This is a genomic window from Thermostichus sp. MS-CIW-25, assembly GCF_054060015.1.
In genome coordinates this window covers 25293-48193 of sequence record NZ_JBSSCS010000011.1, presented here as the reverse complement: position 1 = coordinate 48193, position 22901 = coordinate 25293, and the positions used below count along the sequence as shown (strand labels likewise).

Here is a 22901-nt window from a genome sequence, read left to right as displayed (position 1 = left end):
AGGAAAGCAGGCATGTTCAAGCGAACCACCTGGATTCTTTTAGGTTTGGCGGTGGCCTGTCTGCTGGGCTACTTCCTCTTGGACAACATCCAGCAACTGCGCCAGGAGCAACAGGCGGAGCGAGCGCGGCTGTTCCACTTTGCCACCGATACCATTGCCCGCATTGAAATCCGCCAACAGAAAGAGGGGGAACCCGTTCGCGGCAGCGGTGCGGAGCACTTGGAAATCCTTTTGGAGCGCACTCCGGAAGAAGAGGGATCCCGCTGGCGGATTGTCAGTCCCATTCAGTCAGCGGCGCTGGACTTCCCCATTGAGCAGTTGCTCAACACCTTCTCCCGCCTCACCCCCCAAATCACTCTGGAGGGGGTCACTGACCTGGCCGCTTTTGGCCTGGATCAGCCGCGACACCAAATCGCCCTTTTCCCCAAAGAAGGGGATCCCTACCGCCTGGCCATCGGCAACGACAACTTCGACGGCTCTGGCTTCTACGCCCAGCCCGAAGGGGGACAGGTGGTGCTTCTAAGCAGTGCCCAGAAGGGATCCCTGTTGCCCTCCCTACTGGCTTTGCGGGACAAGACTTTGCTTCAGTTTGATACAGCCGAGGTGAAAGCCCTGCAAGTGCAGTTGGCAGAGGCGGAGCCGGAAGTTGTTCGCCTGCAGCGACAAGACGTTCGCGCCAGCGGTGCGGAGCACTTTACTTGGCAGATTGTCGAGCCCAGAGAGCTGCCTGCCGATGAGATCAACGTCAACCGCTTGCTCAATACTCTGGCCCGCCTGCAGGCCGTGGAGTTCCCCGCCGAGACCAAAGACGAGCTCGCCCCCTATGGCCTGGAGCAGCCTTCCGCCCGGCTGACGGTAGAGCTGGAGGAGGGCAAAACCCTGAAGGTCGCTTTGGGATCGGAGAAAGATGGCCAGGTGTACGTCATCACCTCTGAGCACCCGGCAGTAGCCACCTTGCTCACCTCCACCGCCGATATTCTCCGCTCCGACTTGGAAGAGCTGCGGGATCACCGCATTGCCCGCCTCAACGCCAACCAAGTGGGCCAAGTCACCTTAGAATCCCAAGGGGAAAAGGTCACCCTCACCCCTCGGCCTTCAGAGAAGGGATCCTTGGAGCTGCGCTGGGAAAACCCGGAGCGACCGGGCCAGCCTGTGGATCTCGGCTCTCTGTTCTCCAGCCTAAATGCTGCCCGCGCCAAGGAGTTTGTGGAACAGGCCGACGCGGAAGCCCAAAGGGTGTTGTCTGAGCCCGACCTACGGCTGACCTTTGAGCCCAAACCCGACGCCGAGCAGGATCCCTTGGCCCTGACCTTGGCCGCCTCTGGCTTGCAGGCCTACGTGCAAAGCAGCCGCCAGCCGGACATTGCCGTGATCGAGCTGAGCACCTTCAACAGCCTGGAAACCGAAGTGAATCGCCTCTTGGAGGGCCAGCCGGAGAGCAAGGACTCTGCCCCACTCACGCAACCGCCTTCCACCCCCTCGCCCCCGAGTCCCTAGAGCCTTAGCCAGCAGGGGTAGCTGTCTTCTCTTCCGCAGTTTGGGCTTCTTTTTTCAGGGCTTCCCCTTGTATCGTCAACACCGAGCAGGGGGCGCGGTGCAGCACGTAGTTGCTGACGCTGCCCAGAAACAGCTCGCTCAGGCCGGAGTGGCCGCGGCGGCCCACCACCACCAAGTCCGCCTCCCAAGAGCGGGCCAGATCGCAGATGACTCGACCGGGGTTGCCGTAGTTGAGGCTGTACTCAGCACGGATCCCGTGCTCAGCCGCTTTCCCCACCAGCGAGCGCAGGTAGTCGATCTGGTTTTGCTCGAAGATGGCGCATTGCTCCCGATAGGACTGCCACAGCTCGGCGCTGATGGCGGAGCTATAGTCCACCCCCAGGATCATCGGCGGCTCTGGGGCACCCGGCTCTTCCTGAGACAGAACATGGAGAATCATCATGCTGGCCTGCATGGCCTTGGCCACTTGGACGGCCTTTTGAAACACTCCTTGGCTTAGCTCCGACCGATCCAATGCCACCAAAATCCTGCTGAACATATCGGCTTCCTCCAGATGGCTAACAGAGGGACACAAGACAGAAGCAGCTTAACTTTGACTCATTCGACCCATCTTCCTTCGACTCAAAGCTCCTTTCTTCTTTGCCCTCATTCGTACCTATCTGTGTTGTAGAAGATTTGGGCGAGAAAACCCCCGAACATCTTGAATGAACCACCAGATTGGCAACGAAAGTTCAGAGATCTTGACACCGGTCAGAAGGCATCGCCTTGGGCTGCCCACTCCAACACCGCCTGCAGCGCCTCGGCCTGCTCTTGCCAGACTTGATCGAGGGGAGTGCCCCGCAGGATTTCCAGCGTTAGGGTTGGGATGTGCCGTTCCTGCCCCGCCCAAGTGCCCAGAGAACCGGGGGTGGGATAGCCAATGTCGGCGGCGACGGGCAAGCCGTTGCGAGCAGCCATCACCTGGGCCAGCTCAAGGGCAGGGCCGTTGTAGTTCACGCAGGGGTGCGCCTGGCAGGAGTGGGCAGAAAGGATAAACTGGGGCTGAATCCGGGCCAAACTCGTCAACAACACTTGCGTCTCGGGCTCGGAGCCTGGGGCTGCTCCGGGCGGATAGCGAGCTTCCAAGGAGGCCGGGATCCAATCTTGGGTGGGCAGATTGCGGTTGAGATCGACGCCGTTGGCATTGAGCCGTTGCCCCAGGGCACAGCCATCCGGGTTCAGGCGTGGGATCGCCCATAGGGTCGCTTTCCCGGCCAGGGATCCCCATTTCCCAGAAGCCACATAGCGCTCGATCAGGGCATAGCCCTCCACCTCATCCCCGTGTACCCCGCCGAGCAGCAGCAAGGAGCGGATCCCTTGGGTGAGCTGCCAAAGGTGAATGGGACGCCCCTGCACCGAGTAGCCGATGACCCGCAGGGATCCCAAAGGTTCACCCGCAGCAAGTTCCTGAGACATGGGGGATCCCGGCAAGTCTCGCAACCGTTAGAACGGGAGATCGTCCGGCTCCGGTGGGGAAACCACATCCCCCTCAGAGGATTCCACAATCGCCGGTTCGCCCATCCCCGTCAGGGAGAGAACGCGAGCGGATCCCAGTTGATGGACACGGCGCGCGGTGATCTCGGCCAGCTTTTCCTTGCGCCCATCTCGCTCCACCACATTCATGTGCAGTTGGCCCTCCACCGTGATCTGGTCGCCCACATGGCAGGTGTCCACCACCCTTTTGGCCAGTTCTCCAAAAGAGGAAACGCGCACGCGATAGGGCGGCTCATCCGGGCGCAGGCTGGGAAAGCCGATCACCAAGGATGTAACAGCCAAGTTATCGGGGGTGTAGCGCAGCTCCGGCTCAGACAGAACCTCGCCCATCAACACAATCGAGTTCATAACAGAGCCATCCAGGGATAAGGGGCAGCTCAGCGCACTTCCATCATGCCCGCAGGCGGGGATCCCGTCAAACCTAGCCGACGCGGAGAGTCATGTGGCGCAGCACACTCTCGTTGATGCGCAGGTTTTTCTCCCAGGCAGCCACCGCATTGGGTTCGGCTTCGTAGTTGAACTGGATGTACAGACCCTCCTTGAACTTTTTCATCTCAAACCCGGCAAAGCGGCGCTTGCCCCTATTGGTAATCTCCACGTGGGTTACTCCGTTCTCTCGCAGGATTGCCTCCTGACTGCTGAGCAGTTGTTCGAGGGGTTCATCTGACAGATCAGGACGCACAATCAGCATCGTTTCGTAAGCGCGGGGCATGGAAGCAAGTTCTCCTTAGAATCCAGTGGTAGAGACGCAGTGGACTATACTAGCTTTTCTTTCCCACAACCGAAAAGGCTGCCGCCCAATTCCCATACTCTGGCCGCAGCGGCAAATGCAGGTGAGGCTGCTCACAAGAGGGGATCCGTTGTCCGATACAATAGGGATTGCTTCATTGGCCGCCGGTTGGCCCGGCCAAGACACGCTGAATCGAGAGTTGGGATTCCAAGCATGAGCGCAGACGAAGTTTATAGCCGTGTTCGCAAGATCGTGTCCGATCAACTGGGCGTGGAAGACGACAAAGTGACCCCGGAAGCCAATTTCCAGAACGACCTGGGGGCCGATAGCCTCGATACGGTGGAGCTGGTCATGGCTTTTGAAGAGGAATTCGATCTGGAGATCCCCGATGAAGATGCAGAGGGGATCGCCACCGTGCAAGACGCTGTTAACTACATCCTCTCGAAGAAAGCTGCCTAGTCTGCCCCCAGTTCTGACTCTATACCCCCGGGCTAACACCGGACGATGGCTACCACAGATCCCGCCACTGCTTACAGACCAACCCGCCGCGTTGTGATTACGGGCCTGGGTGCGGTCACTCCTATCGGCAACTCTCCTGCCGAGTTTTGGCAGAGCTTGCTGGCAGGGCGCTCCGGCATTGGGCCGATTACCCATTTCGATGCCTCCCGCCACGACTGCCGTATTGCCGGAGAGGTGAAGGGATTTGATCCCCTCGACTATTTGGATCGCAAGGATGTCAAGCGCACCGACCGCTTTGTGCACCTGGCGATGGCGGCCACCCGGCAAGCCTTGGAGGACGCCGACTTTCACATCACCGCTCTCAACGCCGAGCAAGTGGGGGTGATCTTGGGCACCGGCATCGGCGGCATCCGCGTCTTGGAAGAGCAGCAGACCATCTATCTGCAGAAAGGGCCGGATCGCTGTAGCCCCTTCATGGTGCCCATGATGATTGCCAATATGGCTGCGGGTCACCTGGCCATTCATTTTGGCGCCAAAGGCCCCAATTCCTGCACAGTTACGGCCTGTGCCTCTGGCTCCAACGCCATTGGCGATGCCTTTCGGCTCATCCAGAGGGGAGAGGTGCAAGCGGCGATCACCGGTGGCACGGAAGCGGCGGTCACCCCTTTGTCCATGGCGGGGTTCAGTGCCATGAAGGCCCTTTCCACCCGCAACGACACCCCGGAGCAAGCCTGTAGGCCCTTTGATCGGGATCGGGACGGCTTTGTCATGGGGGAAGGAGCCGGGATCCTGCTGCTGGAAGCCTTGGAGCATGCCCGCGCCCGTGGGGCAAAAATTTATGCCGAGATGGTTGGCTATGGCCTCACCTGCGATGCCCACCACATGACCAACCCTGCCCCTGGTGGTGAGGGAGCAGCTCGGGCGATGCGGCTGGCCCTCAAAGATGCCGGGCTTCAACCTGGGGACGTGCAACACATCAACGCCCATGCCACCAGCACCCCTGTAGGGGATATTGCCGAGGTACAGGCCATCAAGTCGGTCTTCGGCGAACATGCCCCCCGTTTGGCCATCAGCGCCACCAAGTCCATGACCGGCCACCTGTTGGGGGGAGCGGGCGGCATTGCCACGGTGGCCACAGCTTTGGCCATCCACCACGGCTGGGTTCCTCCTACCCTCAACTTGGACAACCCTGATCCCGAGTGCGAAGGGCTGGATTTTGTACCCCACAAGGGGCGGCAGATGGCTGTCGAGGCCGCTTTGGTCAATGCCTTTGGATTTGGTGGGCACAACGTCACGCTGGCTTTGCGCCGCTACTCTCCCGATTGAAAGGCTTGGCCTATGTCTTCTCCCGAAAGTTCGTCGCCCTCAGTTCGTCAACAAGCCTTGGCCGCTTTGACGGCGGAGCTGGCGCAGCAAGGCCACCCGCCCGAATATGCCCAGCACATGGCAGCGGCGGTTATTTTTCAAGCGGACTTGGATCTGTGTGCAGCCCAACTGGCGCGGGTGCTCAGTTGGCTGAAGCAAAACCATCCTGAACTCTATCCAGAGGCGGTGCAATTGGTGGACGCCACCCGCGAAGAGTTCGAGCGTCGCGTTCAAAATGGATAGACAAGCCATCTGCTGTGATCTGAAGCAGGGATCCGGCAGTTGGGTTGCGGTCGTTAGCAGAGGGTGATGTCGCCCATATGGGGCTGCAAGGGGTGATCTTGAGCTGGAGTGGGGTGGTGGCCGATGACGAGAGCCTGCACCTACAGGCCATCAACCAACTGCTGGTGGAAGAGAACCTGCGCCCCTGGAACCTGTGCTGGCCCAAGTCTGGATCCCCTGGGCAGCGGGAGCTCTATCGGCTGCAATACCTGGGCCGACCGGATCGAGAGCGCCTGCCGGCTCTGTGGGGGGATCAAGGGCGGGTGCTCAGCCCCAAACAACTGGAAGAGCTGCTGAAACGCAAGGCCCTATACTACCGACAGGCTTTGCAGGGGCAGAGGGAATTGCCTCTCATTCCCGGTTTGGCGGAAACTTTGGAGACGCTGGAGCGGCTGCAACTGAAGGTCGGCCTGCTGTGCGGCCAATCGGCAGCCGAGGTGGCCGCTTTTCTAGAGCGCTTCCAGCCATGCTGCCCGGCCCTGACGCGGTTGACCGATGGGGGATCCTACCGAGTGACGGGGGATGATGCAGGCCCAATGCTTTCCCCAGGACACTTGCACCGCCTGCTTTTGCAGCGGATGGAATTGCCTGCCCAGGAGTGCTTGAGCATTGAGGCCACCTACCCCGGCATTCAGGCAGCCCGTTCGGCAGGGATCCCAGTCCTGGCGCTGGCTACCTTCTTTCCTCTGCACATGCTGCAGCGGCGGGCCAATTGGGCGGTGGACGGCTACCACCAGGTGGAATGGGATCGCATCCGGAACTGGTTTGCCGGCGGGCAAAACCGTCCTTCGACCCCAGTTGAAGCAGAAGCGGAGGCCGGTTCCTTCAAGGGATCCCAGGGAGCATGACTCTAGTCAATAATAAGCTCAACTATACTGAAAATAATGTATAATATGTTCAGTACGGATTACTACCAGTTGATCTTTCTGTTTACTTTCGAGTCTGCCAACATGGTAGCCAAAGCAAAGCAGAAAATTGGTAGTAAGACGACACGGAAACTGCGCTTTGGGTATTCTACTCAAAGCTTTGCGGGATACCGCCATTCTGTTTGGACTCCGTCCCGCTAACGCGAATGGAAACAAACAGAATGCTATCGCTGCATAGTTGAACAGTGATGTTCAGCAGTGTTCAGCGTAAATGTATCAGGTCAGCCCCAGCCCTAGGGCAGGATCAGCATGCCATCCCCAAAGGAATAGAAGCGATACCCCTGGTCGACGGCCTCTCGGTAGAGATCCAGCAGCCTTTGCCGCCCGATCAGCGCAGCCACCAGCATCATCAGGCTGGAGCGGGGCAGATGAAAATTGGTGACCAGTCCTTGAATCACCCGCCAGGAGTAGCCGGGGTAGATGAATAGATCGCTTTTCCCCTGCCAAGGCTGCAAGGTGCCAGAGGCTGCCGCGGTTTCCAAAGAGCGCACCACAGTCGTTCCCACCGCGATCACCCGCCCCCCTCGGGCTTGGGCTTTTTGGATGGCTGCTACCGTTGTTGCCGGCACCTTGAGCCACTCGCTGTGGAGACGATGTTCGGTCACCTGCTCCGCCTCCACCGGTCGGAAGGTACCCAGGCCGATGTTCAGGGTGATGTAGGCGGTTTGGATCCCTTTTTGGGCCAGCCGCTCCAGCAGCTCCTGGGTAAAATGCAGCCCTGCCGTGGGAGCAGCCACCGAGCCGGGGTGTTTCGCCCAGAGGGTTTGGTAGTCTTGAGGGCGAACCTGTCCGGAAGCCTTGATGTAGGGAGGCAGCGGGATCCGGCCCACCTGCTCTAGGATTTCCTCAAAAGGCTGTGCCCCCTCCCACTCAAACTGCACCACTCGCCCACCGGTCTCCGGATCCAAATCCAGGACAGTGGCTCTCAGCCCAGAGGGGGATCCCTGCTTGCTCCAAAAACCAATCCGATCCCCCACCTTCACCCGTTTGCCCGGCCTGACCAAAACCCGCCAGTTCCACGCCTGATCCGGCAGAGGTTGGGCGGCGGCAGGGATCCCTTCCAGGCAAGGCTCCAGCAGCAACACTTCGACCCGCGCCCCAGAGGGTTCCTTAGCCCCGAACAGGCGGGCCGGGATCACCTTGGTATCGTTGAGAACCAGCAGATCCCCTTCCTGCAGGTAGTCAGGCAGATGGCAGAAGCGGCGATGCTCGTGCCTATCCGGGTACACCACCAGCATCCGCGCCTGATCCCTGGGCTCCACCGGCGTTTGCGCAATCCGATCTGGAGGGAGGGTGTAGTCGTAGGAAGCTGTGAGCAGATCCGGATTGGGCTCCCTATCGCCCAAAGGCTCAGCCTCACCGGGGGGAGCGGCAGCAGGCGAAAAAGAGTCAGGCATGGAGATGAATCAAGATGGGGTTCTACGTGGATCCAGCATAGCCAACCGGATCCCGCCAACCCTCTCCCTTTTGAGGGAAGCAGCTAAACCTTGGCCACCACCACCTGCTGCGGCTGATCCTGATACTTGCCGGCGCGGTCGGCGTAGGTCACTTGGCAGGGATCCCCTTCCAGAAACAGAAGCTGTACCACCCCTTCGTTAGCGTACACACGGCAGTCGGCGCTGGAGGCGTTGGAAAACTCCAGAGTGAGATAGCCCCGCCATCCCGCTTCAGCCGGCGTCAGGTTGGCAATCAGACCCACCCTGGCATAGGAAGATTTGCCAATGCAGATCACGGTAATGTTATCCGGGACTTGCAGCCGTTCCAAGGACACCCCCAACCCATAGGAATGGGCCGGGATGATAAAGTAATCCCCCATCTCGTCGTGGTGCAGCTCCACCGCTTCCAGATTCTTGGGGTTAAACCGCTTGGGATCCACCACCGTGCCGGGCACATGGCGAAAGATCTTGAACTCCACCGGCGACAGGCGGATGTCGTAGCCATAGGAGGACAGCCCGTAACTCAAAACAGGCCGAGACTCAACAGCGCGCACCAGCTCAGGACAGAAGGGCTCAATCATCCCTCGCCGCGCTTGCTCACAGATCCAGCGGTCGTTTTTCAACATGGCTACAGCCGGCTTCCTGGAGAGTGAGGGCACATCTGGTGGACAAGCTCCAGTCTTATTGGGACTCCGCCCCCCTGACGCGACCCGTGTTGCCTAGGTCCTTCGGAGCGGAAACTGTTTGCGCTAGCGGTGCGGAGCAACATGGGCTGCTGTAGGCATAGCACCTGTGCCGCTGACTTGAGGGGGATCCAGAGAGCAGGCAACATTCGCATCGGCAGTGCGCAGCCCTGGGCCTGGGGTTCCACGTAGGCGCAACTGCGTGATCAAGTCCGCCCGCTCCAGAAACGAATCCGGCATCTCCGGCCCGGTGATCACCATGTCCATGGAGATGGGGCGCTGGTCGATTAAGCTCAGCACTTCAGCTTCTGAGATCAGGCCCAACTTCACAGCCAAGCTCAGCTCATCCAACACCACCAAGTCGTAGCGGCCACTCCTGACGGCCTCCTGGGTGAATTGCCACAGCTCATCCAATGCCACCCGCTCCTCAGGCTCTAGGTGAGGTGTATCGATGCACCGGTGCAGGCGACAGCGAACCCACTCTAAGGATCTGCCCAAGGAGAGACGATTTGCGGGCCCCTGGTTGATCCCACCCTTGAGAAATTGCACGATCAGCACCCGCGTTCCCTGGCCGGCCAAGCGCAGCGCCTGGGCCATGACAGGCGTAAACATGCCTCGGCTGGGGTGGGTGTAAAGCTGCAGGGATCCCTGGGGAACCAACTGGGCGGAGAGGGCTCCATCCCGCTGAAGGAAGCGGTCGCCGGCAGCAGAGCTGGCTTGAGCAGTAGGCTGTTTGACGCGGGCCACAGGAAAGGCATCCTTGGGGGAGGGCATAGGATTTGGGGAGGCAGTGCAAACCACGTTCTAATCTCACGAGCAGGCTAGTGGACACGGCCCTAGGTTATAGGGCCTACAAGTGGTGGAGAGCGTCGGCTATGGATTCCATGAAACACCACCTGTGCGTATCCGTCAATGAGTCGGTTCTGCTTCTAGCTGGCATACAAATCATCCCCAATAGAGTAATAGAAAATACAATCCTTGCCCATCCTAGCCTTTTGGCACAAGAGGCAATACCTGAAAAGCTTTGACAGGGGATCTCAATAAAATTTCAGGCCTAGCCCAGAAGCTTGTGTGTGGGGCTATCTCACTTGAGTATAGAGGTGCTCTATAAAAATTTGAGAAAAAGATCAATTTCTTCCAAATAAGATTAACTCTCACAAACAGGAATGCCAGTACCAGCAGCCCACCCACGAGAGAGGAGCAAGGGTCAACCTACCCCAAAAGCCTTGTCCACCAGGAGAGATAGTCATTTTTAAAATAACTATACATTTGGTCGGGAGCCGGGTAGGCCTACACATTAGCGAACATTCGTAGTAGAGAGAATTGTAACCAAAAGTCCAAGGAGTTAATTTCTAACCTCGAGAGTGAAGAAATATAAATTCGTCAATCATCTTCGTCAAAAAATGGATTATTGACAATACTTTTTTGAAAACCAGCATCTGATTTAGCAGAAGCGTAAAGAATTGCGTGCCTTTTATACTCTGGGGTCTTCTTCTTCAAGAGATCGCCTCTTTGATCATTTTTCTTACCGGTCTCAAGGCCAATGTTTTCTACTTAATTTAATCTCTATTTCTGTTATGAGAAATGAGCATTGGGCGTTCAGTTTGGATCCCATTTAAGATTGACCTGCACAAGCTCCGGAGCTTTGGGTGCCGAGATTGCCGGGATCCAGAGCCGAGTCCTTTCCTTCTTGAGAAGTCTTCTCCTAGCAAGGTAGATCCAATCCTGGAGAATACCTGATCCCTCATCCAAGCAGCCGGGAAGTCCAGGGATCCCACCCTCGATCCCTGGATCAAAAAGACACTTCCTGCCAGTACGAAAGGCTGCCTTTGTTCTCTGCTACCGACTTGGACTTGGGAAAAACCCTAGGCCATTGTGAACTCGGGGTGTGCGCCGCCGGGAGGGACTGGGATCCGTCTCACTGTTGGGTGGGCTGGCTTCTGGGTGTCGGTGTTCCAAATTGACGGCTTCTCCCCCCAGCACCAAGGTGGAAGCATTGCCCCCATCCAAGTTCAAGGCATGGCGACAGCCCAATTGCTGCATCAACTGTGCCATCTCCAGCAGGGTGAGCCCTTGGTTTTCCTGGGCATTGCCGGCGGTCACCAGCAGCAAATGTCCGCTGTCCAGTTGGCCGATGGCACTGCGGGCGGCTCGCTGCCGGCGAAAGAGAGGCTGAAATCCCTCCAATCGGGCATCCAAAACCACCTGTCCATCCAAGAGCAAGAGCGGCCCTGCCCCTAGGATGTGGGGATAAGCTTCCAGCTCGGGCGGATCCAAGCGCAGATGAAGGCTGAGGCGATCCCCAGGAACCAGCTTGCGGGCTTCTAGGGCACCTTCTAGCCCCCGCCCTGCCAATACATACCCCTCACTGGGAATCTGTACCGTTAAACTGCCGGCCAGGCCAGCCATCAGAATCTCTTGCACCCGATCCTCCCGCACCATCACGAGCATTTCGTCGTCCGTTTGGGTGGTGTAGGTGGATCCCCAGTCGGGGGTGAACTGGGAGATGCCGGGCAGGATATAGCCTGTATTGATGCCCACCACTGGGATTTGATCCCCAATGGCATTGCGCAGCTCTGCTTGCATCCGCAAACGGGCAGAGCGCACGGATCCCCCTTCTTGCCCTGCCGTCCCATCCGACCAGGCGATGACCCCACGACCCAAAATGGGGCTGGAGATCCAACGGCCATCCCGACGAATTGCCCCCAGCGGCTGACGGGTGTTGCGGTTGAAAAACCCACCGTTAATGGCGGCTACTGCTCCCTGTTCGGGGCCAAAGGAAGACAGCTCCCCCAGACCCACCAGCCCCGCAGGTGCAGCCCAGATAGGCCGCAGTTGGCCCGCTGCGAGAGAAATGACCACGATAGAAACGGGGATCCGATTGTCTCCAACCCAAACCTCCTTCTGGTACAAAGGGATCCCTTGCACCACCCGCACCGGCTGCACACCGAGGGTCACCTGAGCTTGAGCAGCCACGCTGGGCAAAAAGAGAGCAGCAGTGCAGGCTAACCCCCAGCCCATGACCCAGGCGCTCAGCTTGGTTTTGGACATGTCTTCACGTCTTTAGGGCTTCACCATTGTCATTGGGAGATGATTATCCCCCTGCGGCAAAGGTTCCCATCACAATGAGCGACAGCAGGATCCCGGGAAAGAGCAGCGTCACCAAGATCAGCAGTTCGGATAGGGTCATTGGGGAATGCTACCTACTTAAGGATTGAGCCAACACAGCAGCCCTAATTTTCACCCTAGCGATCCTATGGAAGTGGCCCAGGATCCCTTTGGGATCCCTTAACACTCGATCACCGGTTTTTGCGGCTGCCCGTGCATGCCATCTCTCGCTCTGCCGACAGTATCCTGGCAAGGGGAAAGCCTTATCCAACGGTTCCTATGGGCATCCAAGGCAAACGCATTGCCGTCGAACCCGGCCATCTTCGCCCCTGGCTCAAAGAGGCTGCTTTGGCAGGGGGTGGCGAAATTGTGCCCCTGGCAGAAGCAGAAGCCTTGGTCTGGGCCGATGCCTTTGATGTGCCCGGCCTGAAGTGCTGTCTGGCGGAAGGGAAAGGGATCCGCTGGGTGCAGTTGCCCTGGGCGGGGGTAGAGCCTTTTGTCCGGGCGGGAGTCTTGGATCCCGCTTATGTGTGGACTTGTGGCAAGGGAGTCTATGCTCAACCGGTGGCAGAACATGCCTTGGCCTTGACCTTGGCCGGCTTGCGCGACTTGAAGATCCGCGCCTTGGCCCAAACGTGGCAGGAAGGCTCCGGTACCAGCCTCTGGGGCAGCCGCGTGGTCATTTTTGGAGCCGGGGGCATCGCCCAAGAGTTGATCAAGCTGTTGCAGCCTTTTCAGTGCTCCATCGACGTGGTGCGTCGCAAGGCGGATCCCTTGCCGGGGGCCACGCGGGTGGTGACACTCGCGGAACGGCAAACGGTGTTGGCAGGGGCAGATGTGGTGATCCTGGCTTTGGCCCTCACGCCGGAAACCGAGGGGATCATCGCCCAAGCTGAGTTGGAGCAGATGGGATCCCAGTGCTGGCTGGTGAATGTGGCGCGAGGCAAGCACATCGTGACCTCCGACTTGGTGGCCGCCCTGCAGCAGGGGGTCATTCGCGGGGCCGCCTTGGATGTCACGGATCCCGAGCCCCTACCGGATGGGCATCCCCTCTGGAGCTTGCCCAACTGCCTGATTACCCCCCACACTGCTCTTACCGATGCCATGATTGTCCCAGCCCTCTCTAAGCGGGTGCGAGAAAATGTGCGGCGCTTCCGGGCCGGGGATCCCTTGCTGGGGGTGGTGGATCTGGCTTTGGGGTACTGAGGCCCCCAGTCCCTCCCTTTTGAGGAACCTGGGATCAGAACATTTGACGCCAAACCCTACTGCGGAGCCATCTCCTGCACGCGGGCAGCAATGGCCTCTGCCATCTCCTGAGTGCCGACGGGATCCCCTGTGGCCAGGTCATAGGTGACCTGCTTGCCCTCGGCGATCACCGCCTGCACCGCCGCCTCCACCCTTGCGGCAGCCTCCCGCTCTCCCAGGTAGCGCAGCATCATCGCCCCGGAGAGGATCAGAGCGCAGGGGTTGACTTTGTTTTGGCCGGCATATTTGGGAGCAGAGCCGTGAATGGCCTCAAAAACCGCAATGCCGTCGCCGATGTTGGCCCCCGGCGCCACCCCCAGCCCGCCGATCATCCCCGCGCACAAGTCGGAAATGATGTCCCCATAGAGGTTGGTGAGCACCAGCACATCGTAGAGCTGCGGCTTTTGCATCAGTTGCATGCACATGTTGTCCACGATGCGATCTTCAAACTCGATGTCGGGGTACTCCTGGGCCACCTCCCGCGCCACCTGCAGAAACAAGCCATCGGTGAATTTCATGATGTTGGCTTTGTGCACTGCCGTCACCTTCTTGCGGCCATTCTGGCGGGCGTACTCAAAGGCAAATTTGACAATGCGGCGGCTGCCGAAGTCCGAAATGGGCTTGATGCCGATGGCGGATCCCTCGCGGATGGGTTTGCCGGAAAGGCGCATCATTTCCTCCCGCGCCTGGATGGCTTCCGGCGTGCCCCGTTCAAACTCGATCCCGGCATAGAGATCTTCGGTATTTTCCCGCACCACCACTAGGTCGATGTCTTGAAAAGGGCTTTTGACACCGAGCATAGATTTGGCCGGGCGCAGGTTGGCGAAAAGATCCAGCTCCTTGCGAATGGCCACGTTGACCGAACGAAAGCCAGTACCTACGGGAGTGCCAATCGGCCCTTTGATCGCCACTTTGGTTTCCCGAATGGACTCCAACACCTGGGGTGGCAAGGGGGTGCCGTATTTCTCGATCACCTCCACTCCTGCTTCTACCGGGATCCATTCGAACCGAACCCCAGTAGCCTCCAAGACCGTGGTCATCGCCTTGGCCACTTCCGGGCCAATGCCATCCCCAGGGATCAAAGTCACACGATAGGCCACAGATGCTTCTCCTCGCAGTGTTAACGACAGCGCAAAAACTCCGCCTTGCCAGCGTGAGAGGATCCCTCCACCAGACAGGTTAGAGAACCGGGAACCCTTGAGCTTAAACGACTATAGAACAGGTTGAGACTGAAAATGCTGCGTCTGCTACCTCAGAAAAGGGGGGGCTAGCCGCAAGATCGGGGACTCGGCGGCAGAGGGACTCGCAGCTCTACAACTGTGCCACTGCCAAAGCGGCGATTACGCCAAGCAATGCTTGCCCCGATCAACTCGGCTCGGTAGCGCATGTTGAGCAACCCGTGTCCATGGCCAGACGGCTGGGCGGGATCCACCCCACTCTTGGACGCCGGCATACCGCAGCCATCGTCGATGATCTTCAGCTCCAAGTGGGTGTAGGGAGCCTGAGGGTTGGTAGAGGAACCCGCGTCCTGTTGCGCCTTGGGCTGAATGATGAGATCGATGCGCCGTGCCCCTGCGTGTTTGACGATGTTGTTCAGAGCCTCCTGCACGATGCGGAAAATGTTGCTCTGGCAGGTGGGGCTGAGACGGGAGAGCAGGCCATCGGCTTGGTTGTCGAAACGGGTGAGGAGAGGATGGGGGGAACGTTGGGCGGCCCGTTCCAGGAGACTGCGCAGAGCCGGGCCAAGGTTAAAGGCCCGCATGGCCGTCGGCTGCAAATCTTCCACGATCCCGCGCAATTCGGCCATGGTCTCTCGCAGTTGGGCGCTCATGGCCCGCAACTGAGCCTGTCCGGCTGGGCCAATGGTCGGATCGCCGGATAGCTCTTGGATCTGGCGAGACAAAGCTCCCAGATCTGCCAAGGTTTGGTCGTGCAAATCGGCGGCCAACCGACGACTTTCCGCCTCTCGCCCCTCGGTTAGGCCCCGCAAAGCTGCTGCCGTCGCCTCCTGACGGCGAACCTGCTCGTAGAAAGAGGCCCGCTGCAAGGCTACTGCCGCAATGTCCGCCAGCGCGTTCACCAAGTCCGTATCTCTGGGGGAAAATCCGGCGGCTTCTGAGGCGATATCGGCGGTTTTGCTTCCCCGAACTGCCGGCTCAAACGGCGGCATGAAGGCGCAAAGCACCCCGGCCACCTGGCGAGCATCGGTGACTATCGGCACACCCAACAGGGAGCGGATGCCCTTTTGCAGCAGATGGCGGCGGGCGTGGGCAGACAATGGGAAGGTGTTGACATCTGGAATCAGCAGCGTGTTCAGGTGGCTGTAGCAATTGACCCAGAGGAGCTGGCTTAGCTCAGGGGGCAGCGTCTGTCCCCTTTGGGAAGGGATCCCCGGCTGACGGCAATACTCTTGGATGATGGCCAGAAGTTCTGCAGGAGCGCCGGCCAAGGGTTGCTGAGCCAAAGGACTCCGTCCCGCCTCTGGTGGGGCTGTTGCTCTGCCTACGGCAGGGGAAGGGGAACCGCAAGGCTGTCGCGACGAGGCTGCGAACGGCTCATGGCCACTGCAGGGCGCCACAAAACTGCACCGCTCAACCTGCAAAGCCTCTGCCATGCCCTCGAGGGCAATCTGCACCACCTCCTGGGGATTGTAGGTGCCGCTGAGGCGCTGGGCAATCTGGCGCAAAAGGCTTTCCCGCTGGGCAGAGCTACGGGTTTGCTCGTAAAGCCGCGCTTGCTTGAGGGCGATCCCCGCCTGCTCGGCCACGGCTTCTGCCAACTCCAGATCCTCCGGCTGCCAAGGACGAGGGGTCAGGGAATCGCTGCCAGGGTAGCGGATTAGGGCAATGCCCCCCAACAGTTCTTGGGGCCTGTCCGGATGCTCAGAAGCAAATAGGGGCACCAACAACAGCCCACTCCCCTGGCTCTGAGGCTTTAGATCGGCCCAGGACTGAGCCGTCTGCGGCTCCGGCACCACCACAGGCCCCCTCAAGGTGGCGAGCAAACTGGCCCCCAAGCGCAACTTGGCTCGAATCGTCTCCGGCAAGTCCGGCGGGATCCCAGGCTCAACCCAGGGGCAATCTGGGGATCCCACCAACGGCCCCCTTGTCGGCAACAGAGTGTCCAGCAACGACTCCGTCCCGCCCACGCGAACGGTGGGGGAAAGCTGCGGCGCATAAAGGCCAACAGGGTGTAGCAGCTCCTGCTCCGGCTGCCAGAGGGCCAAGATACACACATCTGCCTGAAAAGCCGCCCCGATCTGCTGGGTGATCGCATGGAAGAGGGTGGTGGGCTCCAGGCTGGAGCGAATCGCCGCCGTGATCGAGTGCAACAGAGCCAGCCGTTCCGTCTGCTGATGGGCATGCTCGAACAGGCTGGAACGGGTGAGGGCAATGGCCAGTTGAGAGGCCACCGAGCGCAACAGCTCGATCTCCTCCGGCTGCCAAAGGTGGGGTGTGGTGACGTACACTCCCAACAACCCAATCATCTCCCCTGGCTCTGCAGCCAAACCGGGCCGTCCCCCATCCTTCCCGCCAACCTCCGAAAGCCCTACTCCTGCCGAGCCCACCGACTGCACCGGGATCAGCACCGCCGAGCAAGCCTGCAGCGCCTGGAGAGCGGCCAACCCCTCTGGGGTCAGGAGATCTCGATCCGGCAGCAGAGGCAAGGCTATTTGCACCACCTGCCCCGTCCGCAGGCGCTCGCACAGCGAGCCAAAGTCCTGGATCCGGTACACCTCTCCTAGGGAGGGGGTTAGCCCAGGGCTCAGGGCCTCATGGCTGACCCGAACCGTCTGCTGATCCGGGCTGAGACTGTAAAAACAGCAGCGGCTCAGCCCCTTCACCCCTTTCGAGAGAAAGGCCTGCTGCAGCTCCTTCAGGGCAGTGCTGACGATTTGATCCCACTGCAAAAAGCGGTGAACAGTGCTGGTGATGCGGTTGAGCAGCACCTCCCGCACCGCCTGCCGTCGGCTGCGCTCCAGCAGCTTGGCATTGATGATGGCGCTGGCGATATAGGAACAGAGGAACTTCACCACTTCCAGAAAGCTGGCTTCCAGAGGTGTCCGGCTCAACAGAGCCAAAGCCCCCAGCCGCTCCTCCCCTCGGTTAATCGGGTAGGCAACAAAGCCCCGCAAGCCATTGGCCTTCACCCACTCCGGGGCGGGCATCCAGGCTTCTTGGGCGGGATTGTTGCTCAAAAGCGGCAGCCCCTCCTGGGCCACCCGTCCTAAAGGGCTGTCGTCAGGATAGATCCGCTGAATTTGGTCGTGAGCAGGGCTGAGCAGGCCGGCATGGGCCACCGACTGAAAACATCCTTCCTGCGGGTCGAAAATCCAAAGGCGAGCTGAGGCCGCGCCCAGGCGATTTACCATCTGCTGTACCAAGGTCTGGGCCAGCTTGAGCACACACTGCTCCAGCTCCCCCATCTCTACAGAGTCCGAAGAGGATGGGGAAGATAACTGAGAAGAGAGCAGCACCAGTTCTTGGACAATTTGGTTTGCAGCCTGTAGCTGGCGTGACAGCATGGGATCCCGATTGCGGCAGCGGTGCGGAGCACTTTCAACAGAGGCAACCGAAGGCTTAACAGCAAGAGATAAACTTCCATCAACAAGAAACCAACTTCTGCACAGCCTCTAACCGCCCCAAGGCCCAGCCCCGCCGCTGCAGAAGCGCAAAAGACTGCAGCAAATCCGGCCCCTGCAGATCCCCTGTCAGGGCGGCCCGCAAACTCTTCATCAGCAGGCCCTTTTTCATGTTCTGGCCCTTGGCCACCTGATCCACCAGCGGTTTTAAGCTGTCCGCCGAAACCTGGGGCAGCTCGGCAGCAGCCAACGTGGTGGCCATTGCAGCCATAGCCTCTGCCGCCCCGGGCAGGCGCAACTGTTCCAGAGCTGGCAACGTGTAGCAGAGGGGCTCCTGAAACAAAAAGCGGCTGAGCGGAGGAGCTTCTGCCAGGCGGTCGATGCCATCGGCAATCAGGCGGGCCACATCTTCTAACCAGGTGGGATCCGGCACCTCGGAAAGGTCAAACCCTGCCGCCTGCCAAAAGGGGGTGAGCCGTTCTACCAGTTCTGGCGGAGAAAGCCGCTTGATGTACTGGCTGTTGATCCAGTTGAGCTTGTCCCAGTCAAAGCGGGCAGCCGCACGGTTAACCCGGTCAAAGTCGAACAGCGCAGCCGCCTTTTCCAAAGAGAAAAGCTCTTCCCCATCCGGGGGCGACCAACTGAGCAAAGCCAAATAGTTCTTGAGAGCTTCCGGCAAAAAGCCCAGCTGCTGGAACTCCGTCACCGAAGTTGCCCCATCCCGTTTGGAGAGCTTTTTCCCCTCCGGGTTCAGGATTAGCGGAGAATGGGCAAACTGGGGAGGTTCGTGGCCAAGAGCACGGTAGAGCAAAATCTGCTTGGGGGTATTGCCGATGTGATCTTCGCCGCGAATCACATGGGTGATGCCCATGTCAATATCATCCACCACCACCGCCAAGTTGTAGAGAGGGTAGCCATCCGCTCGGGCAATGACCATGTCTCCTCCCAAATCCTGGGTGTTCCAGGTAATGGGGCCGCGAATGAGATCCACCCAAGACACTTCCAGGGGCTCCTCGATTTTGAAGCGGATCACCGGCTGCCGACCCTCGGCTTCGTAGGCTCGTCGCTGGGCTTCGGTGAGAAAGCGGTGGCGGTTGTCGTAGCGGGGGGCTTTGCCGGCGGCCTTCTGGGCAGCGCGCATCTCCTCCAGCTCCGCCTCGCTGACGTAGCAGCGGTAGGCCAACCCTCGATCCAGAAGCTGCTGTACCACCGCTTGATAGCGCTCGATGCGCTTGGATTGGTAGACCGGCCCTTCGTCCCAGTCTAGGCCCAACCAGGCCAGGCCCGCCAAAATGTTGCGGGTGTAGCGGGGCAAAGAGCGGTCGCGGTCGGTGTCCTCGATGCGCAAAATGAACCGGCCACCGTGGCGACGGGCATACAGCCAGTTGAACACTGCCGTTCGGGCGGTGCCGATGTGCAGATTTCCGGTTGGGCTGGGGGCAATGCGAACACAAACACTCACAGGTCTAAGGATCCCAAGCAGAGTATCCCGATCCTAGTCGGCGGCGAGATCCTTTGTCATGTTGGCGTTCTATTGGGTTGCAGGCGGTTGCCAATCGAGGCATTTCGAGTAGAATCCGCCTTAGCTGCCGGTCAAAAGGTAGGCTTCATGGGGATCCAAGTCAATGAGCAACGTTCAAACCCCGCTTTTTTCCGGTGTTGAGGAAAAGCTGTAGCGCAGGAGGAATCACAGCACATGCGTCTGACTTCGGCCATTCTTCTGGGTTGTCTATCCGCCGGGATCCCGGCTGGATCCGCCTTGGCCCAAATTGCCTATCCTTCTTATCCGGTGGGAGATGCCCTAGACAGGATCCTGTTGGATACAGGTAGGAATGTGGATCCGGTCACTTTCCCTGAAGAAGTGGTGCGCTCCCAGGCTCGACAAACCACCGCCTTCTTCACGACTTTGCTGAACCAGCGCACCAACATCCCACCCCTGCGCTCGCTGGATTTGCCCAGCCCCTATCAGGCTTCGGTTCGTACCCAGGCCGGATATTACCGCGTCACCCAGACAGAGCCCGTTTTGGATTTTGAAATCTTGCGCTAGGCAAGGCAGGTATTCAGGGCCTACTCCAGCACCGGTCTGCTGCTGTCAGAATCCTCCTCCTGTGGGGCGGGGAGTATGTCAAAATTCGGCAAGAACCCTTGAGTGGCCGCAATGATCCCACCGGATGGATCCTCCCTTTCCTCTGTCCCTGCTTGGCATAGCCTCACCCTTGCCGCCGCCATCCAGAAGTTGCAGACCGATCCCGATCGCGGCCTCACCACTCAGCAGGTAATCCAGAGGCAGCGGGAGTATGGCCCCAATGAGCTGATCACCTCCTCTGGCCGTAGCTCCTGGCAAGTCCTGCTGGATCAATTCCGCAACGTCATGCTGCTGATGCTGATCGCTGTAGCCGCGATCTCAGCCACTTTGGACTTGCAAGAAGGCGAGTTTCCCAAAGATGCCCTGGCCATTTTGTTGATCGTTGGCCTTAACGGTGGCCTGGGCTATTTGCAAGAAAGTCGGGCGGAAAAAGCGCTGGCGGCCCTGAAAAAACTGGCTTCCCCTACTGTGCGGGTGGAGCGGGATGGCCTGTGGCAAGAAGTTCCAGCCAGCCAACTGGTGCCGGGGGATCGCGTGTTGCTGGAGGCGGGGGTGCAGATCCCAGCCGATGGGCGCTTGGCCGAGGCCGTGAACTTGCAGGTGCGAGAGGCAGCTTTGACCGGAGAAGCCACCCCTGTAACCAAACAGGCAGACTGCGTCCTCCCGCCGGATATCGAGCTGGGGGAACGGCGCAACATGGCCTTCATGGGCACCGAAGTGATTCAGGGGCGAGGGATCCTCTTGGTTACTGCCACCGGCATGAACACGGAGCTGGGCAAGGTGGCGAAGCTGCTGCAAACGGTGGAGACCGAGCCCACCCCGCTGCAGAAGCGCATGAGCCAACTGGGCAATGTGCTGGTGTCGGGATCCCTGGCTTTGGTGGCCTTGGTGGTGGGGATAGGGCTGCTGCAAGCCGGGAGCATGGCCCCCTTTACCTCGCTTCTGGAAACCTCCTTGAGCATGGCCGTGGCCGTGGTACCAGAGGGGCTGCCCGCGGTGATCACTGTCACCCTGGCCATTGGCACCCAACGCATGGTGCGCCGCCATGCCCTCATCCGCCGCCTGCCAGCAGTGGAAACCCTGGGATCCGTGACCACCATCTGCTCCGACAAAACCGGCACCCTCACGGAAAACAAAATGGTGGTGACCGACATCGTTACCCCCGACCGCCACTACCACGTCAGCGGCAGCGGTTACATCCCCAAGGGCTCCTTCTACTGCGGCGGCCAGCTCATGGATCCGGAGAGCGCCCCAGATTTGCAGGCCATCTTGCGGGCCGTGGTGTTCTGCAACGATGCCCTGTTGCAGGCCAGTCTCCAACCTGTTGCCGGGCGTAACCCTCGGTCTGCAGTTTCTTCCCCCCCTTCAACGCCCACCTGGTCCATCCTGGGGGATCCCACCGAGGCCGCCCTGCTGGTGGCAGCCGCCAAGGCCAACCTCCACAAAGGCTCTTTACAGGAGCGCTACCCACGGGTGCAGGAGCTTCCCTTCAGCTCAGAACGAAAACGCATGAGCGTGGTGATCCAGGAAAACGGCGGCTATTGCGTCTACACCAAGGGATCCCCAGAGCTGGTGCTGGAGCGGTGTGATCGCATCCAGAAAGGGGGAACTTGGCAGGAACTGTCGGAAACCGATCGCCAGGCCATCCTCGGCACCAATAACCGCCTGGCCGCCCAAGGTATCCGGGTTCTGGGGGTAGCCACCCAGAGGCTAGAGCGGATCCCGGACAACGGGGAAGAGGTGGAGCACAACCTGGTTTGGCTGGGCTTGGTGGGGATGCACGATGCTCCGCGACCAGAGGCACGAGAGGCCGTGGCCCGCTGCCGAGAAGCCGGGATCCGCACGTTGATGATTACCGGCGACCACCAACTGACAGCTGTTGCCATTGCCCGCCAGCTGGGCATTCTCGAGTCGGAGGATCAGGCGATTGACGGGCGTACCCTCTCCCGCTTGAGTTTCGAGGAGCTGCTGCAAACGGTACAAACCGTCAGGGTCTATGCCCGCGTGGCACCCGAACACAAGCTGCGCATTGTCCAGGCCTTGCAAAAGCAAAACGAGTTTGTGGCCATGACCGGGGATGGGGTCAACGACGCCCCTGCCCTGCGCCAAGCGGATATTGGCATCGCCATGGGCATCACGGGCACCGATGTGAGCAAAGAGGCCAGTGACATGGTGCTGCTGGACGACAACTTCGCCACCATCGTGGCAGCCATTGAAGAAGGGCGAGTGGTCTACAGCAACATCCGCCGCTTTGTGAAGTACATTTTGGGCAGCAACATCGGTGAGGTGCTGACAGTGGCTGCTGCCCCCATCCTGGGCTTGGGGGATGTGCCGCTGACACCCCTACAGATCTTGTGGATGAACTTGGTGACCGATGGCCTGCCCGCTCTGGCCTTGGCTTTGGAACCGGCGGAGCCAGGGGTGATGCAGCGCCCCCCCTTCAACCCCAAAGAGAGCATCTTCGCCCAGGGGCTGGGAGCCTACATGGTGCGCATCGGCGTGGTTTTTGCCATCTCCACAATCCTCATGATGGCCATTGTGGAAGCCTACATCCCCCACTGGCGCACAATGGTCTTCACCACCCTGTGTATCGCCCAGATGGGCCATGCGCTGGCCGTGCGCTCCAACGAGAAGCTCACCATCGAGACCAACCCTTTCTCCAACCCCTACCTGCTGGGCGCGGTCCTGACCACTCTGCTCTTGCAATTGGCTCTGCTCTATGTGCCTTTCTTGCGCAGCTTCTTTGGCACAGAGGAGCTAACCCGCACTGAACTTTTGATCTGCTTGGGCTTTAGCACCGTGGTTATGGTCTGGGTGGAGTTGGAAAAACTCTATTGCCGCTGGCGCAAGGGATCCCGCTGAATCTTCACAATTATTTTTCACAATAAAGCATCTTCACAATAAAGAGTCTCTCTCCCTACTGCACCCAGAAACAAAGCTTTGAGCCAAGACTCATTTCCCCAAAAAGC

General features: G+C 59.5%; 19 protein-coding genes. 8 read left to right on the top strand and 11 right to left on the bottom strand.

Annotated elements, in window-relative coordinates; translation table 11 throughout:
- Nucleotides 1-12 precede the first annotated feature (12 nt).
- Nucleotides 13-1497: a DUF4340 domain-containing protein gene (locus ACVWZ1_RS06045; protein ID WP_457502849.1), complete on the top strand. Its 1485-nt coding sequence runs from the start codon at nucleotides 13-15 to the stop codon at nucleotides 1495-1497.
- Between the two features lie 4 nt (nucleotides 1498-1501).
- Here ACVWZ1_RS06045 and ACVWZ1_RS06040 read toward each other — a convergent pair whose 3' ends face one another.
- The 4 genes from ACVWZ1_RS06040 to rpsF form a co-directional block, all read right to left on the bottom strand.
- Nucleotides 1502-2035, bottom strand: a complete 534-nt coding sequence (locus tag ACVWZ1_RS06040; protein ID WP_457502848.1) for a universal stress protein — start codon at nucleotides 2033-2035, stop codon at nucleotides 1502-1504.
- A 212-nt stretch (nucleotides 2036-2247) separates the two neighbouring features.
- Complete coding sequence (locus ACVWZ1_RS06035; RefSeq protein WP_457502847.1) at nucleotides 2248-2952, bottom strand: M14 family zinc carboxypeptidase; 705 nt, start codon at nucleotides 2950-2952, stop codon at nucleotides 2248-2250.
- A 27-nt stretch (nucleotides 2953-2979) separates the two neighbouring features.
- Nucleotides 2980-3378 (bottom strand): single-stranded DNA-binding protein, encoded by a 399-nt coding sequence (locus tag ACVWZ1_RS06030; RefSeq protein WP_414373698.1) that lies wholly within the window; start codon nucleotides 3376-3378, stop codon nucleotides 2980-2982.
- Between the two features lie 73 nt (nucleotides 3379-3451).
- Entirely contained in the window at nucleotides 3452-3742 is a 291-nt protein-coding gene (rpsF, locus tag ACVWZ1_RS06025; protein ID WP_011433268.1) for a 30S ribosomal protein S6, read from the bottom strand.
- 231 nt (nucleotides 3743-3973) lie between these two features.
- Here rpsF and ACVWZ1_RS06020 point away from each other — a divergent pair, with 231 nt between their 5' ends.
- From ACVWZ1_RS06020 to ACVWZ1_RS06005, 4 genes are all read left to right on the top strand, one after another.
- Entirely contained in the window at nucleotides 3974-4219 is a 246-nt protein-coding gene (locus tag ACVWZ1_RS06020) for an acyl carrier protein (RefSeq protein ID WP_041436540.1), read from the top strand.
- Nucleotides 4220-4264: 45 nt separating this feature from the next.
- Nucleotides 4265-5545, top strand: coding sequence for a beta-ketoacyl-ACP synthase II (gene fabF / locus ACVWZ1_RS06015; RefSeq protein WP_457502846.1), 1281 nt, complete (start codon nucleotides 4265-4267; stop codon nucleotides 5543-5545).
- Between the two features lie 12 nt (nucleotides 5546-5557).
- Nucleotides 5558-5827 (top strand): hypothetical protein, encoded by a 270-nt coding sequence (locus ACVWZ1_RS06010; protein WP_414380955.1) that lies wholly within the window; start codon nucleotides 5558-5560, stop codon nucleotides 5825-5827.
- A 77-nt stretch (nucleotides 5828-5904) separates the two neighbouring features.
- On the top strand, nucleotides 5905-6714 hold the full coding sequence (locus tag ACVWZ1_RS06005; protein ID WP_457502845.1) for an HAD family hydrolase: 810 nt from the start codon (nucleotides 5905-5907) through the stop codon (nucleotides 6712-6714).
- 311 nt (nucleotides 6715-7025) lie between these two features.
- Here ACVWZ1_RS06005 and queA read toward each other — a convergent pair whose 3' ends face one another.
- The 4 genes from queA to ACVWZ1_RS05985 form a co-directional block, all read right to left on the bottom strand.
- The gene (gene queA / locus ACVWZ1_RS06000; RefSeq protein WP_457502844.1) at nucleotides 7026-8189 is read right to left on the bottom strand and encodes a tRNA preQ1(34) S-adenosylmethionine ribosyltransferase-isomerase QueA; all 1164 of its coding nucleotides are present in this window, start codon (nucleotides 8187-8189) and stop codon (nucleotides 7026-7028) included.
- A gap of 83 nt (nucleotides 8190-8272) precedes the next feature.
- Nucleotides 8273-8854 carry a dCTP deaminase gene (gene dcd / locus ACVWZ1_RS05995; protein WP_011433274.1) on the bottom strand — a complete coding sequence of 194 codons (582 nt, stop codon included), beginning with the start codon at nucleotides 8852-8854 and terminating at the stop codon, nucleotides 8273-8275.
- 123 nt (nucleotides 8855-8977) lie between these two features.
- Nucleotides 8978-9685 (bottom strand): cob(I)yrinic acid a,c-diamide adenosyltransferase, encoded by a 708-nt coding sequence (locus ACVWZ1_RS05990; RefSeq protein ID WP_457466498.1) that lies wholly within the window; start codon nucleotides 9683-9685, stop codon nucleotides 8978-8980.
- A gap of 1065 nt (nucleotides 9686-10750) precedes the next feature.
- Nucleotides 10751-11962, bottom strand: coding sequence for a phosphodiester glycosidase family protein (locus ACVWZ1_RS05985; protein ID WP_457502843.1), 1212 nt, complete (start codon nucleotides 11960-11962; stop codon nucleotides 10751-10753).
- 336 nt (nucleotides 11963-12298) lie between these two features.
- Between ACVWZ1_RS05985 and ACVWZ1_RS05980 the strand changes: the two genes are divergently transcribed.
- The gene (locus ACVWZ1_RS05980) at nucleotides 12299-13225 is read left to right on the top strand and encodes a D-isomer specific 2-hydroxyacid dehydrogenase family protein (protein WP_457466500.1); all 927 of its coding nucleotides are present in this window, start codon (nucleotides 12299-12301) and stop codon (nucleotides 13223-13225) included.
- A gap of 56 nt (nucleotides 13226-13281) precedes the next feature.
- On the opposite strand, the gene ACVWZ1_RS05975 is transcribed toward ACVWZ1_RS05980, so the two are convergent.
- The 3 genes from ACVWZ1_RS05975 to gltX form a co-directional block, all read right to left on the bottom strand.
- The gene (locus tag ACVWZ1_RS05975) at nucleotides 13282-14364 is read right to left on the bottom strand and encodes an isocitrate/isopropylmalate dehydrogenase family protein (protein WP_457441722.1); all 1083 of its coding nucleotides are present in this window, start codon (nucleotides 14362-14364) and stop codon (nucleotides 13282-13284) included.
- Nucleotides 14365-14531: 167 nt separating this feature from the next.
- Nucleotides 14532-17789 (bottom strand): GAF domain-containing sensor histidine kinase, encoded by a 3258-nt coding sequence (locus tag ACVWZ1_RS05970; protein ID WP_457502842.1) that lies wholly within the window; start codon nucleotides 17787-17789, stop codon nucleotides 14532-14534.
- A 79-nt stretch (nucleotides 17790-17868) separates the two neighbouring features.
- A complete protein-coding gene (gene gltX, locus ACVWZ1_RS05965) occupies nucleotides 17869-19308 on the bottom strand; it encodes a glutamate--tRNA ligase (RefSeq protein WP_457502841.1) in 1440 nt (479 codons plus the stop codon).
- Nucleotides 19309-19542: 234 nt separating this feature from the next.
- Here gltX and ACVWZ1_RS05960 point away from each other — a divergent pair, with 234 nt between their 5' ends.
- Nucleotides 19543-19893 (top strand): hypothetical protein, encoded by a 351-nt coding sequence (locus ACVWZ1_RS05960; protein ID WP_414408361.1) that lies wholly within the window; start codon nucleotides 19543-19545, stop codon nucleotides 19891-19893.
- Nucleotides 19894-20004: 111 nt separating this feature from the next.
- Complete coding sequence (locus tag ACVWZ1_RS05955; RefSeq protein WP_457502861.1) at nucleotides 20005-22794, top strand: cation-translocating P-type ATPase; 2790 nt, start codon at nucleotides 20005-20007, stop codon at nucleotides 22792-22794.
- Nucleotides 22795-22901: the final 107 nt, after the last annotated feature.